A 15,686-nucleotide genomic window follows, 5' to 3' on the forward strand; every position below is an offset into this window, starting at 1 on the left:
TGTCCGCATGAACCACGCGAAGGGCGACCTCCTGACCGTCGACGTCGGCGCTCGCGAGGCGGAGACGTCGGACATCGACGACGTGCTGGCCGCGTTCGTCGGCGGCCGCGGAGCGGCGACGAAGCTCGCACACGATCGGATCCCGTTCGACGCGGACCCGTTCGGCCCGGAGAACCGGGTGTACCTCTCCTCGGGGCCGCTCCAGCACTCCCAGATGAGTTTCACGGGACGGATGAACATGACCGGCCTCTCGCCGCTCACGAACGGACTCTGCTCGACGAACGCCGGCGGCTACCTCTCGCGGAACTTCGTCGACACGGGTCACAGCGTCGTCGAGGTGACGGGCGCGAGCGACGAACTCCTCGCCGTCCACGTCCGTGACGGCGACGGGGGCGCCCCGACCGTCGAGTTCGAGGAGGTGCCGGAACTCGCCGGCGCGGAGGTGCCCGAAGTGACCGAGGCGATGCGGGAGCGACACGGGCTCGAGAGCGAGCACCTCGCGACCGTCGGTCCGGCGGGGGAGAACCGCGTGCGGTTCGCCTGCGTGATGACGTCGAACAGCCGGGCGTTCGGCCGCGGCGGGCTGGGGGCCGTTCTCGGCGCGAAGAACGTGAAGTGTCTCACCTTCGAGGGCGACTCGCCCGCCCGCGTCGACCTCCCGGCGGGGATCCAGTCCGAGATCCACCGCGAGGCGGCGACGGCGGACGACATCATGAAACGCCAGGGGACCACCAACGGGACCCAGTTCATCAACGACGAGTTCGGGCTGCCGACCCGGTACTTCTCGGAGATGAGCTTCGAGGGGGTCGAGGGCATCGGCGGCGACGCCGTCGAGGAGAAGAAGTACAAGAAGGCGGCGTGTTCGATGTGCGCGTTCGCGTGTAAGCTCCCCACCCGCGACGAGGAGCGGGGCGTCGAGACGGAGGGACCGGAGTTCGAGACCGTGATGGCGTTCGGGAGCAACGCCGGCGTCGACGACGTCGTCGACGTGATGATCTCGAACGACCGGTGTGACGACCTCGGGATGGACACCATCTCCGCCGGCGACACGGTCGCCGCGTACCTCGCGAGCGAGGACGCGTTCGGAAACGCCGAGCTGGTCCACGAGACGCTCGAGAAGATCGCTCACCGCGAGGGGATAGGCGACACGCTCGCGGAGGGGGTCGCCCGCTGTCACGACGAGTTGGGCGTCGAGAACTGGTCGGTGAAGGGACTCGAGTTCGCCGCCCACGACGGCCGGGCGATCCACGGGCAGGGGCTCTCGTACGCGGTGGCGAACCGCGGGGCCGACCACATGTACTCGTCGTTCCTCAGCCTGGAGTACAACGGCGAGGTCGACCCGGAGGGACTGGAGGGGAAACCCGAACTCCTGATCGAACGGGAGAACCGCCAGGTCGTCCGCGACTCGGGCATCTTCTGTGCGTTCTCGAGCGGCTACGTCGACGACGAGGCCAGATCGACGCTTCTGGACGCCGACTTCGAGGACCTCCTCGCGATGGGTGACCGCGTGATCGAGCTGGAACGGCACTTCAACAACCGCCGCGGCTTCGACCGCGAGGACGACCGGCTGCCGTACGACCTCCCGGGGTTCGAGTCCGCCCTCGACGAGTACTACGACCTGCGCGGCTGGAACCCGGACGGGACGGTTCCGGCCGGCCACGTCGCCGGGGGGACCGGCGGCGTCGCCGACGATTGAGGGGGACCGGCCGCGTCGGAGGGGATCCGGACGCCCGCTCACCCGCCGTGGATCGGGGGGGCGGCGCGCACGTCGTCGCCCGCCGACAGCACCGTTTCGAGCCCTTCGAGCCGCGAGACGTTGACCCCGTCGACGGTGAGGCTGACGGCGTCGCCGAGGTCGCCGTCCGCGTAGAGGAGGCTCTCCAGGTCGGGGTACTCCTCGAGCAACCCCGACAGGAGGTCTCCGACGGTCGCGCCCGATGGGAGCTCCCGTTCGACCCTCTTCGCGCCGACGACGTCCCGGACCGGTCCGTACGCCCGAAAGACGACCAGCATGTATGAGCGGATCCGGACGCGGCGAGTAAGCGTTGGCGATTCCGGGGATCGCCGCAGGGCAGCGCAGAACGCGGCGGAAGTCACGACGACGCCGCGTGGAAGCCGGCTGCCTCGGCGTACGTCCCCGGATCGGTGGCCCTCATCCGGCATCGGTGGCGGCGGTTCGGACGGTCTCGAGTGCGACGCCGAGACTGAGCGCGCCGACGAACAGGAGGACGGTGCTCCCGACGACGGCCGCGTCCGCGAGTCGCGGGATCTGCTCGACGGCCGGCACGAACGTCCGGACGTCGAACGCGACCACCGCGATCGCGCCCACCCCGTTGAACGCCATGTCGAGAACCGTGTCCCGGAGGCCGTAGTACTCGAGCACCGGCGGCCTGTCGACGTACTCGCCGAGCTCGCGGGCGGCGAGTTCCACGAACTCCCAGAAGACGCCGGCTCCGAGCGTGAACAGCACGGTGAAGACGGCCGCGTAGACGTCCGTGACCTGCGCTCCGAGTCCGTACCGACTCTGGAGGATCGCGTAGACGAGCGCCGCGACGAGCGCGGCGGAGACGGTGTGCGTGAGGTGGTCCCACCACCGAACGGTGTCGTACCAGCCCAGCATTCCCAGCATGTGAAGGAACCCCGCGACCGCGATCCACGACGAGAGTTCGGGTCCGAACGCGACGTCCGGCCCGCCTCCGGACGCGATCGCGAGTTCGACGAACGTCGGCGTGAAAGCCGCGGCGAGGGACGCGACCCCGTTCACGACCGCTTGGACGTTCCGAGACAGGGATCCGACGACGATCGTTCCAGCGATCCCCGCGAGGAACACGAGGAAAACGAGCTGTAGTACGTCCGTCATGGGAGGGGGGTCACGGATGAGATCGTAACGCACCGAACCATCCGACGAGCGCTTACACCAGGCTCGCGCCGTCGCAGTCGGTTCGGGCGTACTCCACGTCGAGCAGCTTCAGGAGGGTGGGAGCGACGTCGAGCAGGTCGGCGTCCTCGACGGTCGCGGCGGAGTGGTCGACGAAGAGCGCGGCGTTCTCGAAGGTGTGCATGCCCGTCCGCGGCCCGTCGGGATCGAAGACGCGGTCGCGCGGCCGGAACCCGGCCTTCAGGTCGAAGCCCGGATTCGGGACCGCCACGAGGTCGGGCGCGATCGCGTCGTGGTCGCCCCGGAAGGCGGTCTCGCGTTCGACGACGCGGTCGACCACGGGCTTCCCGTTCGGCCCCTCCCACGCCTCCAGGTCCGCGATCAGCTCCGCGCGGACCTCGTCGTACTCGCCCTCGGGGACGACGCCCTCGGGCTCGCGACCATCGAGGTTGAGGTAGAAGCGGCCGGGGACGAGCGAGTACGCGCGGGCGTCGCCGCCGACGTCCGCGAGCGAGCCGTGGTCGTCGTCCTCGTACTCGAGCCACCCCTCCCGCTCGAGCCACTCGTTACAGTACACGTCGTGGTCGAGCCGCGTGAACCCGTGCGTCGAGCCGACGACGAGCGTCACGTCGTCGGGCAGCGCGTTCCGGATCGACCCGATGTGCGAGTCGAGCGCGGCGTAGAACTCGAGGAAGTCCTCGCGGTACTCCCCCGAGTCGAGATAGTCGCCCCAGAGGAAGTGGTTGATCCGGTCGGGGGACGTGAACGCGCCGACGAACAGGTCCCAGTCGTCGCGCTCGACGTAGCGGTCGAACAGCGCCGCCCGGCCGTCGAGCGTCTCGCGGGCGTGCTCGACGAACTCGCGTTTGTCGGCCTTGTGGCCGAGCTTGGCGTTGACCGAGAGGGTGTAGTCGACCTCCGCGAGGTACGCCCTGAGCTCCTCGGGATGGGCGGCCTTGTCGACTTCCGGCGAGAGGTACCCCGAGAGCATGCGCTGGAGGTCCCGCTGGGGCGGAAACGTGACGGGGACGTTCAGCACCGTCGCGTCGAGACCCGCGGCCGTGGCCCGGTCCCACACGCGCGTCGCCTGGACGTCCCGGCCCATCGGGACGTAGGTGTCGTAGGAGCCGACCTCACGGTCCTGAAACCCGTACACGCCGGTCTCGCCCGGATTCACACCGGTCGTGAGGACGGGCCAGCAGGCGCTCGACTCCGGCGGGACGATGCTGTCTATCGCCCCGCCGTCGCCCGCCTCGGCGATCGCCGAGAGCGTCGGGAACGTCTCGGGGTCGTTCGCCACGAGGTCGTACGGAAGCCCGTCGATCCCGAGGAACGCCACGCGTGGGGTGTCGTTCCCCCGCAACCGGTCGAAGAGGCCCATACCTCCCCATCAACGGAGAGAAGCAAAAGGGTTGATATCGACCGGACTGACGAGGCAGGCCCCGCGGGAACGGAGCCGGACCGCCACACACAAGGGGTACCGTCGATAACGGGGGGCCGTGACTGAGCGCCCGGCCTTCGTGCTGCTCGCGGACCCGGACGACGACTTCGCCGCGGCGCTCGAGACGGCGCTTACCGAGGCGGCGCCGACCGACGGAGCGCCGACCGAGGCGACCGACGGATTCGAACTCGAGCACGTCCGAGACCTCGACGCCGCCAGTGACGCGTTCGATCCGGACCGGCACGACTGCGTGCTCGCCGAGCGTGACCTCGGGTCGGGTACCGGACTCGACCTGCTCGCGACCGTCCGCGCGCTCGACCCGGCCGTCCCCGTGATCCTCGTCACCGCCGACGGCGACGAGGCGTTCGCGGCGGCCGCGGTCGACGCCGACGCGACCGGCTACGTTCGGAAGGGCGACCCAGACGCGCTCGCCGACCTCCGCGACCGGATCGTCCGGGCGGCGAGCGCCGACGCCGACCGCGCCGAGGACACGGATCGACTCCGGGCGTTCGCCGAGCGCCTGGACACGATCCTCGAGCACACGACGAACCTGGTGTTCATGAAGGACACCGACGACCGGTACCTCCTCGTCAACGACGCGTTCGCGTCGCTGGTCGGGAAACCGCGCGAGGAGATCATCGGATCGACGACCGCCGAGGTCCACGGCGGGGAGTTCGCCGACCGCTTCCGGGCCAACGACGAGGCGGCCGTCGCGGCCGGCGAGCCGCGACGGTTCGACGAGCGGTACCCCGGTCCCGACGGGGATCGCCGGTTCGTCACGGTCCGCGTTCCGCTGTTCGACGACGCCGGCGAACCGTACGCCGTCTACGGGATCGCGACCGACGTCACCGCGGAGCTGAAACTCGCCGAGGAGCGCGCGGAACTGCTCGACCGGATGACCGACGCGTTCGTCGCGCTCGACGGCGACGACCGGATCACCTACCTCAACGCGCGGGCGGCCGCGCTCGCCGCCGGCGACCGGACCCGCGACGGTCTCGTCGGCGAGGTCGCCTGGGACGTCTTCCCCGGCGTGCTCGACACCGAGTTCGGGGATGCCCTCGAGCGCGCTCGGGCGACCGGCGAGTCGGCGACTGAGACGATCCACTACGAGCCGGCCGACCGGTTCTTCGAGACGCGGATCTACCCGTCCGAGTCGGGCGTCTCCGTGTACTCCCGCGACGTCACGGAGGCGATGCTCGAGCGGCGGGAGATCGAGCGGCGCGAGTCGGTCATGTACCGCCTCCACGAGGCCATCTCGGAGAAGGACGCGACCTTCGAGGGGAAGGTCGGGTCGCTGCTCGCGCTCGGCAGGGAGGTGCTCGGCGTCGAGTCGGGACTCCTCTCGCGGGTTCAGGGCGACCGCCATCGTGCGGTCGTCGTCGACGACGAAACCGACCGAATCGCGGTGGACGACGTCGTTCCCCTGTCCGAGACGGTCCGTGAACGGGTCGTCTCGACGGAGCGGGCACCCCAGGTCGAGTCCGCGCCCGACGACCTCGCGTTCGCCGACCGCGACGGCGTCGACGCGCTCGATCTCGGCTGTTACGTCGGCGCGCCGGTCGTGGTCGACGACGAGGCGTACGGCACGCTCTGTTTTCACGATCGCGAGAGCCGGCCGGAGCCGTTCTCGACGTGGGAAGTGACGTTCGTCGAGTTGATGAGTCGATGGGTGAGCTACGAGCTGGAGCGTCGCGAGGCGCAGGCCGAGGTCGCCCGCGAGCGGGACCGCCTCGAACGGTTCGCGAGCGTGGTCTCACACGACCTCCGGAACCCGTTGTCGGTGGCGATCGGCAACCTCGAGTTGGCCCGCGAGACGGGCGATGAAGAGCGGCTCGACACCGCGGCGCGGGCGCTCGACCGGATGACGGAGCTGATCGAGGACGCGCTCTCGTTCGCGCGGATGGGCGAGCGCGTCGTCGACGCCGAGCGGGTGGACGTCGCGGTCGTCGCCGAGCGGGCGTGGGAGACCGTCGACACCGCGGACGCGACCCTGCGGATCGAGGACCCCGGCGAACTCGTCGGCGACGCCTCGCGGCTCCGGACGCTGCTCGAGAACCTGTTTCGAAACAGCGTGGAACACGGCGGCCAGGGCGTGACCGTCACGGTCGGCCGCGAGGGAACGACCCTGTTCGTCGACGACGACGGCCCCGGAATCCCCGAGGCGGACCGCGAGGCGGTCGTCGAGGCGGGGTACTCCACCAACCCCGAAGGGACGGGGTTCGGGTTGGGGATCGTCTCGCAGATCGCGGCCGCACACGGGTGGACCGCCGCCGCGACCGAGGCCGCGGACGGCGGCGCGCGGATCGAGCTCCGCGGCGTCGCGCCCGTTCGCCCGGCCGAGTAAGCCGGCCTCGGAGCCGTACCCGTTCCCCTGCTCGTCCCCTCGCCCCGTGCGCTTTTTTACGGGCGCGACGAGGGGACGGCATGGAGACGCGACGCACCCTGCTCGTCGACGCGTTCACCGACGACCCCCTCGCCGGCAACGTCGCCGGCGTGGTCCCCGACGCCGCGGGACTGGGAGACGATCGGATGGGCCGGATCGCGGCCGAACTCGGCGCGTCCGAGACCGCCTTTCTCACGGCCGTCGAGGAGGACGGCGGCAGGGACGGGGACGGCGGCAGGCATGGGGACGACGGCAGGCGTGGGGACGACGGGAAGGACGGCGACGACGTCGAGACCCGCCGCCGGGTCCGGTATTTCACCCCGACCGACGAGGTCGACCTCTGCGGGCACGCCACGATCGCCTCGTACGCCGCGCTGTTCGCGGACGGCGCGATCGACGCCGGCGAGCACCTCCTCCGGACGAACGTCGGCGACCTCGTGATCACGGTGACCGAGTCGGGGGGCGTGTGGATGCGCCAGGAGCCGCCGACGGTCGATCCGGTCGATCCCGCCGACCTCGACGCCGACCGCCTCGGGTCCGCGCTCGGGATCGACCCGGCCGCGTTACGCGACGTGGGCGCGGACCTCCCCGTCGCCGTCGCCTCGACGGGGCTCCCGTTCCTCGTCGTTCCCGTCAACTTCCTCGAGCGGCTGGGCGAGGCCGACCCGGACATGCGCGCCGTCGAGGCGCTGTCGGCCGAGTTCGACGTGGCGGGCGTCTACGCGTTCACCTTCGACGCGCTCGAGGCCGACTCGACGCTCCACGGCCGGGCGTTCGCCCCGGCCCTCGGCGTCCCCGAGGACCCGGTGACGGGCACCGCGAGCGGCGCGGTCGGCGGGTATCTTCGGGCGGTCGACGCCTTCGAGGGCGACTTCCCCGAGGAGGTCCGGTGCGAGCAGGGACACTTCCTCGACCGACCCGGCTACGTCCGGGTTCGGGTCGAGGAGGGCGGGAGCGGCGGGAGCGGCGGGAGCGGCGGGAGCGGCGGGAGCGGCGGGAGCGGCGGGAGCGGCGGGAGCGGCGGGAACGGCGACGAGGGCGACGTGACCGTCGCGGTCGGCGGCGACGCGGTCGTCTCGCTCGAGGGCGAGCTCCGGATCCCCGAGGAGGAGGACGACGAGATCATCGAGGCGTGACGCGTCGCTGCTGACGCGGTGACCACCGCCAAAGCCCCAGCCAGGAGGAGGCCGTACGCTCGCTGTGCTCCTCGCTCAGTCGCTGCCACTCCCTCGCTCCGGTGCTTGCGTCGCCTACGGCCTCCTCCTGGCTGCCCCTTTGAGTCCCACCCGACCGCACCTCACGCCTCCCCAACCTCGTCGGTCGTCCTCCGCTTCGCTCCGGCCGACCGACTCCCTCGCGGTCCGGTCGCGGGTCTGCGACCCGCTCCCGGGCGCGCCGACCGAACCCTTACGTCCGCGAGCCACGTAGCGATCGTATGGAGTTCGACCTCCCGCGTGCGGCCGGTCTCGTGGCGCTTCTGATCGCCCTCGGCGTCGGTGGACTCGTCGGCGGCGGCATGATGCCGCTTTCGACGACGCTGATGATGGTCCTCCCGTCGATGGTCGCCTTCGGCGCGATCGTCTTCGTCGTCGGGATGAAACACGGCGAGTTCCGCGCGACCCGGACGTAGGGATCGAGGCCGCCGGGCCGAGACCGCTCGACCGCCGTCGGGCGGTCGATCGCCCGGTCGACGCCGTCGAACCGTATCGCGTCGTTTTTGGGCGGCGGCGAGAACCGCGGAGCATGGTTCTCGGCTCGCCCGTCACCGAACTCGGCCTCCTCCTCGTCGGCGTCGGCCTGCTGTACGCCGGCGCGGAGCTCTTGGTGGCTGGCGCTCGCGACCTCGCGCTCGCCGTGGGGCTGAAGGCCTCGACGGTCGGGGTGACGGTCGTCGCGTTCGCGACGACCACGCCGGAGCTGTTCGTGTCGGTGCTCGGCGCGGTCACCGTCTCGACTGACATCGGACTGGGCGCGATCGTGGGATCGAACGTGGCGAACGTCGGCCTCGTGTTGGGCGTCTCCGCGCTCATCCGCCCGCTCGACGTCTCCGAGACGGTGCTCCGCCGGGACGTCCCGTTCATGATCCTCGCCGCGCTGCTGCTCGTGGGACTCGGGTGGAACGGCCGGATCGGCCCCCTCGCAGGGGGCGTCCTCCTCGCGGCGCTCGTCGCGTTCACGGTCGTGGTGTTGCGCCGGGTTCAGCGGACGCAGGCCGGCATCTCCGCCGCCGAACGGGACGGGATGCCCGACGCGGAGGCGCGGGACGTCCTCGCCGTGGTCGCCGGGATCGCCGCGCTCGTCCTCGGGTCCCGGTGGCTGATCGACGGCGGCCGCGACCTGCTCGCCGCGGCGGGCTTCTCGGATCTCTTCATCGGTCTCACCGTGCTCGCCGTGGGGACCTCGCTTCCCGAACTCGCCGCCAGCGTCGTCGCCGCCGCCCGCGACGAGGCGAGCTTCAGCGTCGGCAACGTCGTCGGCTCGAACATCTACAACGTCCTGGCCGTGATCGGCCTGCTCGCGTTCGTCTCCCCGATCGACGTGAGCCCCGGCGTGCGGGCGTTCGAGTTCCCGGCGCTCGTCGCGTTCACGCTGCTCGTCGTCGGCCTGATGTACCGCGGCGACCGGCTCACCCGCGTCGACGGCGCGGTCCTCGTGGTCGCGTACGCGGGATTCGTCTACCTGCTGTTGCCGTGAGTTCGGCGTTCTCGGCGTTCCCGGTGTCCTCGTCGTTCCCGGCGTCCCCCGCGTCCCCACCGTCGTCGCGAGTTCACGCCGACCCCGAACCGACGGCTATTCGGTCGACGACGCCCCATCCCGAGTCGTGATAGCGATCGTCGTCAGTCGGGCCGACGGCGCCTCCGCCCATATCGGCGAGCGGCTGCTCGAGGTCGGCGACTGGACGAGCCACGAGGACGAGACCCGGCCGGACGCCGCGGGCGGCGGGACCTACTACCGGACCGAGGGGTTCGAGCTCCGCGAGTTCGCGGACCTCCACATCGACCTGTCGAACCCCGCGGCCGCCTTCGGCGGGGATGGCGGCGAGGAGGACGAGGGCGACCGGGAGGACGGGAGCGACGAGGAGCGCGAGGACGCTCCGGACCTCCTCGTGTTCGTCTCGCGACACTCGGGAAACACCGGGCCGCTCCTCACGGCCCACGTCACCGGCAACTTCGGACCGGCAGAGTACGGCGGAGAGCCGCGGACGCTCGCGCGGGCCGCGCCGGGCGCGGTCGATCGCGTCGTCGACGCGATGGCGACGCACGCGCCCGAGGGGTACGACGTGGGGATCGAGTGTACCCACCACGGGCCGACCGACGCTGCGGTCCCCTCGCTGTTCGCCGAGCTCGGCTCCGGGGAGTCAGAGTGGACGGACCCCGAGGGCGCCCGCGCGGTCGCGAGGGCCGTCCTCGCGCTCCGGGGGACCGGCCCGAACCGGACCGGACCCGACGGCCGGAACCGCCACGTCGTCGGCTTCGGCGGCGGCCACTACGCCCCGCGGTTCACCCGGATCGTCCGCGAGACGGAGTGGGCGGTCGGGCACGTCGGGGCCGACTGGGCGCTCGACGAGATGGGCGCGCCGGACGCGAACCGCGACGTGATCGAGGCGGCGTTCGCGCGGAGCCGCGCCGACCACGCCGTGATCGAGGGCGACCGCCCCGCGCTCGCGGCGACGATCGAGGACCTCGGCCGCCGGGTCGTGAGCGAGACGTGGGTCCGCGAGGTCGGCGATCGGCCGCTCGAACTCGTCGCGCACCTGGAGGCGGCGATCGCCCCCGTCGACGAGGGGCTCCGGTTCGGATCGGTCGTTCCCGCGGGCGCTTCCGTCGACGACCCGGCGGACGCGGTGGTCGTCCGGGAGCTTCCGGCCGAGTTGCTGGCGCGGGCACAGGGCGTCGACGCCGCGGCCGCGCGCGACGCCGTCGAGGCGAACGCGGTCGCGTTCGGGACCGAGCAGGCGGGAACGCGCGCGGCCGGAACCGTCGCGTTCGCGGCCGACGAGGAGAGCCCCGGCCACGCGGACCTCGTCGCCGACCTCGCGGCCGTCCTCGAGGCCGGCTACGACGAGGTCGTCGTCGACGGCGACGCCGTGATCGCCCGCGAGACCGCCTTCGACCCGGCGCTCGCGGCCGATCTGGGAGTGCCGGAGGGGCCGGCGTTCGGCCGGCTCGCGTCCGGCGAGCCGGTCGAGGTCGACGGCGAGACGATCGGTCCGGAGGCGGTCTCGACGCGCTCCGAAGAGCGGTTCCCGATCGAGTGAGCGGTTTCTCGGGTGAGCGGTCCCCTCGGACCGACTGACGGGCCCTCTCGGCGTCTGACGCGAGTCGGACGATCGGGCAAGAATAAATACGTCGGGGTCGCAACGGCACCATATAATGGACTCCATCGTTGAGGACGCCATCGACGAAGCCGAGGAATCCCCGGCGGACGGCTCCGGGGGTCCCGGCGACCCCGCACAGGACGGACACGCCGGCGCTTCCCCCCGGACCGGCACGATGACCGACGACGAGCTGGAGGACGTTCTCCAGGACCTCCAGACCAACATCACCGTCGTCGGCTGCGGCGGTGCCGGCGGCAACACTGTCAACCGGATGACCGAGGAGGGGATCCACGGCGCGAAGCTCGTCGCGGCCAACACCGACGTCCAACACCTCGTCAACATCGAGGCCGACACCAAGATCCTGATGGGTCAACAGAAGACTCAGGGTCGCGGCGCGGGCTCGCTCCCGCAGGTGGGCGAGGAGGCCGCGATCGAGTCCCAAGAGGAGATCTCCGACGCCATCGACGGCTCCGACATGGTGTTCGTCACCGCCGGGCTCGGCGGCGGGACGGGGACGGGGTCGGCCCCGGTCGTCGCGAAGGCCGCCCGCGACTCCGGCGCGCTCACCATCGCCATCGTCACGACCCCGTTCACCGCCGAGGGCGAGGTGCGGCGGACGAACGCGGAGGCGGGACTCGAACGCCTCCGCGACGTGAGCGACACCGTGATCGTCGTCCCCAACGACCGCCTGCTCGACGCGGTCGGGAAGCTCCCGGTCAGGCAGGCGTTCAAGGTGTCCGACGAGGTGCTGATGCGCTCGGTGAAGGGGATCACGGAGCTGATCACCAAACCCGGCCTCGTCAACCTCGACTTCGCCGACGTCCGCACCGTGATGGAGAAGGGCGGCGTCGCGATGATCGGCCTCGGCGAGTCCGACTCCGAGTCGAAGGCGCAGGACTCGGTGAAGTCGGCGCTCCGTTCGCCGCTCCTCGACGTCGACATCTCCGGGGCGAACTCCGCGCTCGTGAACGTCACCGGGGGACAGGACATGTCCATCGAGGAGGCCGAGGGCGTCGTCGAGGAGATCTACGACCGGATCGACCCCGACGCGCGGATCATCTGGGGAACCTCCGTCGACGAGGCGCTCGAGGGCGAGATGCGGACGATGATCGTCGTCACGGGCGTCGAGTCGCCGCAGATCTACGGCCAGAACGGCGGCGACGCCGAACAGGCTGCCGCCGAGATGGAGGACATCGACTACGTCGAGTGAGACCGCTCCGCGCCGACGGCGTCGCCCGAACCCGCATCAAAAGGTAAAAACCGTCCCGTCACGAACTCGCTCGTAACATGGACGTCCCGTACGACCTCAACAGCTATATCCGCGTGTTGAAGCTGGCGAGCACGCCGAGCACCGACGAGTTCCTCCAGGTGTCGAAGATCGCCGGCGCCGGGATCCTGCTCATCGGCTTCCTCGGCTTCCTGATGTTCGCGATCATGAGCCTCCTGCCGGGGGTCGGCGCGTAATGCCGATCTTCTCGGTCAAGACGACCGCCCGCCAGGAACGGACCGTCGCGGACATGCTCGCCGAAAAGGAGATGCCCGAGATCCAGGCGGTCATCGCCCCAGACCAGCTCACGAGCTACGTGATGGTCGAGGCCTCGGACGGCAGCGTCTTCGCCCGGATCCTCGACGAGATCCCCCACGCCCGCGGCGTCATCCAGGGCGCGGACGGCCCCGCCGAGAGCCCCTTCTCGGAGGTCGAACACTTCCTCTCGCCGACCCCGGACGTGGAGGGGATCGCCGAGGGCGACATCGTCGAGCTCATCGCCGGCCCGTTCAAAGGCGAGAAGGCCCGCGTCCAGCGCATCGACGAGGGCAAAGACCAGGTGACAGTCGAGCTGTACGAGGCGACGGTCCCCATCCCGGTCACGGTTCGCGGCGACCAGATCCGCGTGCTCGACAGCGAGGAGCGGTAGCCCTCGAACCGGACGAACGGCGCGACGCGCCGTGAGTCGACGGCGAGGAGCGGTAGTCTCCCCACTCCGGTTCCCTCCTCGGATCTCCGCCAACGACAAGGGCTTTATTCGACGGCCACCGATCCCGTCTACATGTTCGGTCCCGGCGTCCCCGCGATACTGAGCGTGATACCCGACACGTTCACGTTCGCGTGGATCGTGGCGGTCCTCTTCGCGGCCGCCTGGCTGCTCGACTCCCGCGGGTACGCGGCGGGACGGTCGCTCGCCGCCGGCACGTGGGGGCTGTTCGGGCTGTTCTGGCTGACGACGGTGCCGTACTTCGCGTTCGAACACCAGAGCTACGTCGAGTCGATCCTCGCGCTCGTCGGTGTCCCCGCCTGTCTCTACGTCGGCTACCTGCTGTACGACGGGCGGGCGTCGCTCTTCACGCTCACGCGGGCGGTCTCGATCATGCTGTTCATCTACCTCCCGTTCGAGACGATCCCGGCGTTCACGCTCGCCGGCGTGGCGGTCCCGGAGCCCCGTCGGATCCTCATCGAGATCGTCGCGAACCACACCGGCGCGATGATCGACCTGCTCGGGTACGCCCCCGAGCGCGTGACGAGCTACGAGGGGTACGACGCCGCCTTCGGGTGGACGCTCGAGGACGGCCACCGCATGCGGATCAACGTCGTGTTGGCGTGTACGGGCCTCGGCAGCATGGCGATCTTCGGCGGGCTCGTCGCCGCCGTGGACGGGCCACTCGACCGGAAGCTCCGGGCGCTCGCGGTCTCGATCCCGCTCATCTACGTGCTCAACATCCTCCGAACGACGTTCATCACGGTCGTCGCCGGCAACCAGTACATGCAGTGGCAGCCGGAGCTGGTGTTGGCGATGTTCGGCGCGACGAACCCCTACCGCGTCTCGTTTCTGGTCTCCGACCGGATCATCAGCCAGCTGCTCGCGGTCGTCGCGCTGATCGGGATCACGTACCTCGTCGCCAGACAGCTCCCCGAGCTCGTGGTCATCCTGGAGGACGTCCTCTACGTGCTCACCGGCGAGGAACACGACCTCACGGAGGCGCTCGACCTCCCGCGAGAGCCGACCAACCGGTGACCTCGGAGGCGCGACCCGTGAACCCGACCCGAGGCGTCCGATCGCCCGTCCGGCGCGGAACGCGGAGGCGCGACCCGCCGTGGTGAGCGGCGCCGACCCCCTGATCTACCTCGAGACGAACGTCGCCAAGCTGGTGTTGGCGACGCTTCTGGGGATGTTCCTCGGGCTCGAACGCGAGTGGTCACAGAAGTCGGCGGGGATCCGGACGTTCGCGCTCGTCAGCCTCGCCGCGGCGGTGTTCTCGCTCGCCGACGAGCCGGGACTGCTGGTCGTCGGCGGGGCTCTGATCGTCGCCAGCGCGGTGCTTCTCGCCGTCCGGAGCTTCGTCGAGCCGGACGTCGACGGGCTCTCGCTCACCACCTCCGTCTCGATGCTCGTCGCCTACGGGGTCGGCGTGCTCGTCGCGGCGAGCCTCTTTTTAGAGGCGGTGACGGTGGCGGTGCTCTCCTCGTTCCTGCTCGTGTTGAAACGCGAGCTCCACCAGTTCGCGTGGGGGCTCTCCCGCGAGGAGGTGCGCAGCGCGGTCGAGTTCACCATCCTGGCGTTCGTCGTCTTCCCGATCCTCCCCGCCGAGACGATCGACCCGTGGGGGGCGGTCCAGCCGCGGCTGGTCTGGTCGCTCGTCGTCGCGATAAGCGCGATCGGGTTCGTCAACTACGTCTTGGTGCGAAAGTACCAGGGCCGCGGCTACGCCGTCACCGGCTTCTTCGGCGGACTGGTGAACTCCACCGCGGTCGTCGCCGAGATGGCCAAGCGCGCGAGCGGCCGGGACGACCTCTTCGACATCGCGGTCGGCTCGATCCTGCTCGCGAACGCGGCGATGGCGCTGCGGAACGCGGCGCTGGTCGTCGCGTTCGTCCCCGAGGCCGCCCTCGCCGTCGGCGCGCCCCTCGGCGCGATCACGGTCGCGGGGGTCGCGCTCGCGCTCTGGCGGAGCGACTGGCGGACCGGCGTGGAGGCCGAGCTCACCTCCCCCTTCAGCCTGCGGAACGCCCTCACCTTCGGCGGGCTGTTCCTCCTCGTGCTCCTCGTCTCCGCCGGGGCCGAGCGGGCGTTCGGCGCGACCGGCTTCGTCGCCACGGCGTTCCTCGCGGGACTCGTCTCCTCGGGGACGGCGACGACGACCGCCGTCTCGCTTCTGGGCACCGAGCAGATCACGGTCGACACCGCGGTCGCGGGGATCGTCGCCGGCACGGTCTCGAGCATCCTCGTGAAGACCGCCTTCGCCGCGAGCGTCGGCCGCGACCTCGTCCGCCCGGTGCTGCTATGGAACCTCGTGCTCATCGCCGTCGGACTGGCGGTCGGCGCGCCGCTGTTGCTGGTTTGAGCGTGGAGCGAGGCGGAAGGGGTTCTGTCGAGCTTTTTTTTATTGGTTCGTTACGGAGAATCGAGGAGAAAGCCTCGCGCTTTAGCGCGGGGATGAATCCGACACTACCCTTCGCAGTCCACCGGTCGATGGCACGGCTGGATATTCCACGCTGCGCCAATACACACTTTCAAGTAATTTTGTCTACATAGGTTACATATAGCGAAACAGGTCGTTACTCGCACCTACACTGCTTCCATCAGGAATCAGTCTCGGGTGCAAGGCGACCTTGATTCGCTCGGGTTCGCAGCCAGTAAGCTCTGGAACGTCGGTCGGTGGACGTGTAGTC

14 protein-coding genes and 1 pseudogene are annotated in these 15,686 nt (G+C 70.4%); 12 read left to right on the top strand and 3 right to left on the bottom strand.

Annotated features, from left to right (window positions below; all coding sequences use genetic code 11):
- The first annotated feature begins 7 nt into the window (after window positions 1-7).
- Window positions 8-1,696, top strand: coding sequence for an aldehyde ferredoxin oxidoreductase family protein (locus NO889_RS09610; RefSeq protein ID WP_256412038.1), 1,689 nt, complete (start codon window positions 8-10; stop codon window positions 1,694-1,696).
- A gap of 38 nt (window positions 1,697-1,734) precedes the next feature.
- Here NO889_RS09610 and NO889_RS09615 read toward each other — a convergent pair whose 3' ends face one another.
- From NO889_RS09615 to NO889_RS09625, 3 genes are all read right to left on the bottom strand, one after another.
- The gene (locus NO889_RS09615; protein WP_256412039.1) at window positions 1,735-2,013 is read right to left on the bottom strand and encodes a ubiquitin-like small modifier protein 1; all 279 of its coding nucleotides are present in this window, start codon (window positions 2,011-2,013) and stop codon (window positions 1,735-1,737) included.
- A gap of 139 nt (window positions 2,014-2,152) precedes the next feature.
- A complete protein-coding gene (locus NO889_RS09620; RefSeq protein WP_256412040.1) occupies window positions 2,153-2,860 on the bottom strand; it encodes a DUF2238 domain-containing protein in 708 nt (235 codons plus the stop codon).
- A gap of 52 nt (window positions 2,861-2,912) precedes the next feature.
- The gene (locus NO889_RS09625; RefSeq protein ID WP_256412041.1) at window positions 2,913-4,259 is read right to left on the bottom strand and encodes an alkaline phosphatase family protein; all 1,347 of its coding nucleotides are present in this window, start codon (window positions 4,257-4,259) and stop codon (window positions 2,913-2,915) included.
- 118 nt (window positions 4,260-4,377) lie between these two features.
- On the opposite strand from NO889_RS09625, the gene NO889_RS09630 reads away from it, so the two are divergent.
- The 11 genes and pseudogenes from NO889_RS09630 to NO889_RS09680 all read left to right on the top strand — a co-directional run.
- Entirely contained in the window at window positions 4,378-6,663 is a 2,286-nt protein-coding gene (locus NO889_RS09630; protein WP_256412042.1) for a PAS domain-containing protein, read from the top strand.
- An 80-nt stretch (window positions 6,664-6,743) separates the two neighbouring features.
- Complete coding sequence (locus tag NO889_RS09635) at window positions 6,744-7,838, top strand: PhzF family phenazine biosynthesis protein (protein WP_256412043.1); 1,095 nt, start codon at window positions 6,744-6,746, stop codon at window positions 7,836-7,838.
- Window positions 7,839-8,137: 299 nt separating this feature from the next.
- Window positions 8,138-8,332: a DUF7333 family protein gene (locus NO889_RS09640; protein ID WP_256412044.1), complete on the top strand. Its 195-nt coding sequence runs from the start codon at window positions 8,138-8,140 to the stop codon at window positions 8,330-8,332.
- A gap of 113 nt (window positions 8,333-8,445) precedes the next feature.
- A complete protein-coding gene (locus NO889_RS09645) occupies window positions 8,446-9,396 on the top strand; it encodes a calcium/sodium antiporter (protein ID WP_256412045.1) in 951 nt (316 codons plus the stop codon).
- 127 nt (window positions 9,397-9,523) lie between these two features.
- Window positions 9,524-10,960, top strand: a complete 1,437-nt coding sequence (locus NO889_RS09650) for a D-aminoacyl-tRNA deacylase (RefSeq protein ID WP_256412046.1) — start codon at window positions 9,524-9,526, stop codon at window positions 10,958-10,960.
- Between the two features lie 115 nt (window positions 10,961-11,075).
- Entirely contained in the window at window positions 11,076-12,230 is a 1,155-nt protein-coding gene (ftsZ, locus tag NO889_RS09655; protein WP_256412047.1) for a cell division protein FtsZ, read from the top strand.
- Between the two features lie 77 nt (window positions 12,231-12,307).
- Window positions 12,308-12,484 carry a protein translocase SEC61 complex subunit gamma gene (locus tag NO889_RS09660; protein ID WP_066414288.1) on the top strand — a complete coding sequence of 59 codons (177 nt, stop codon included), beginning with the start codon at window positions 12,308-12,310 and terminating at the stop codon, window positions 12,482-12,484.
- Window positions 12,484-12,936 (top strand): transcription elongation factor Spt5, encoded by a 453-nt coding sequence (locus NO889_RS09665; RefSeq protein ID WP_112077898.1) that lies wholly within the window; start codon window positions 12,484-12,486, stop codon window positions 12,934-12,936. Before NO889_RS09660 ends, NO889_RS09665 begins: the two co-directional genes overlap by 1 nt.
- A gap of 132 nt (window positions 12,937-13,068) precedes the next feature.
- Complete coding sequence (gene artA / locus NO889_RS09670) at window positions 13,069-14,031, top strand: archaeosortase A (RefSeq protein ID WP_256412048.1); 963 nt, start codon at window positions 13,069-13,071, stop codon at window positions 14,029-14,031.
- 79 nt (window positions 14,032-14,110) lie between these two features.
- Window positions 14,111-15,358 (top strand): MgtC/SapB family protein, encoded by a 1,248-nt coding sequence (locus NO889_RS09675; protein ID WP_256412049.1) that lies wholly within the window; start codon window positions 14,111-14,113, stop codon window positions 15,356-15,358.
- Between the two features lie 198 nt (window positions 15,359-15,556).
- Window positions 15,557-15,686, top strand: a pseudogene (locus tag NO889_RS09680) (RNA-guided endonuclease TnpB family protein); the annotation flags it as partial.

It is taken from the genome of Halorubrum rubrum, assembly GCF_024494685.1.
In the GTDB taxonomy this organism is placed as follows: domain Archaea; phylum Halobacteriota; class Halobacteria; order Halobacteriales; family Haloferacaceae; genus Halorubrum; species Halorubrum rubrum.

Coding starts and splice junctions, on each gene's coding strand:
- NO889_RS09610 (WP_256412038.1), top strand. CDS start 8: ATGAACCACGCGAAGGGCGACCTCCTGACCGTCGACGTCGGCGCTCGC.
- NO889_RS09615 (WP_256412039.1), bottom strand. CDS start 2,013: ATGCTGGTCGTCTTTCGGGCGTACGGACCGGTCCGGGACGTCGTCGGC.
- NO889_RS09620 (WP_256412040.1), bottom strand. CDS start 2,860: ATGACGGACGTACTACAGCTCGTTTTCCTCGTGTTCCTCGCGGGGATC.
- NO889_RS09625 (WP_256412041.1), bottom strand. CDS start 4,259: ATGGGCCTCTTCGACCGGTTGCGGGGGAACGACACCCCACGCGTGGCG.
- NO889_RS09635 (WP_256412043.1), top strand. CDS start 6,744: ATGGAGACGCGACGCACCCTGCTCGTCGACGCGTTCACCGACGACCCC.
- NO889_RS09640 (WP_256412044.1), top strand. CDS start 8,138: ATGGAGTTCGACCTCCCGCGTGCGGCCGGTCTCGTGGCGCTTCTGATC.
- NO889_RS09645 (WP_256412045.1), top strand. CDS start 8,446: ATGGTTCTCGGCTCGCCCGTCACCGAACTCGGCCTCCTCCTCGTCGGC.
- ftsZ (WP_256412047.1), top strand. CDS start 11,076: ATGGACTCCATCGTTGAGGACGCCATCGACGAAGCCGAGGAATCCCCG.
- NO889_RS09660 (WP_066414288.1), top strand. CDS start 12,308: ATGGACGTCCCGTACGACCTCAACAGCTATATCCGCGTGTTGAAGCTG.
- NO889_RS09665 (WP_112077898.1), top strand. CDS start 12,484: ATGCCGATCTTCTCGGTCAAGACGACCGCCCGCCAGGAACGGACCGTC.
- artA (WP_256412048.1), top strand. CDS start 13,069: ATGTTCGGTCCCGGCGTCCCCGCGATACTGAGCGTGATACCCGACACG.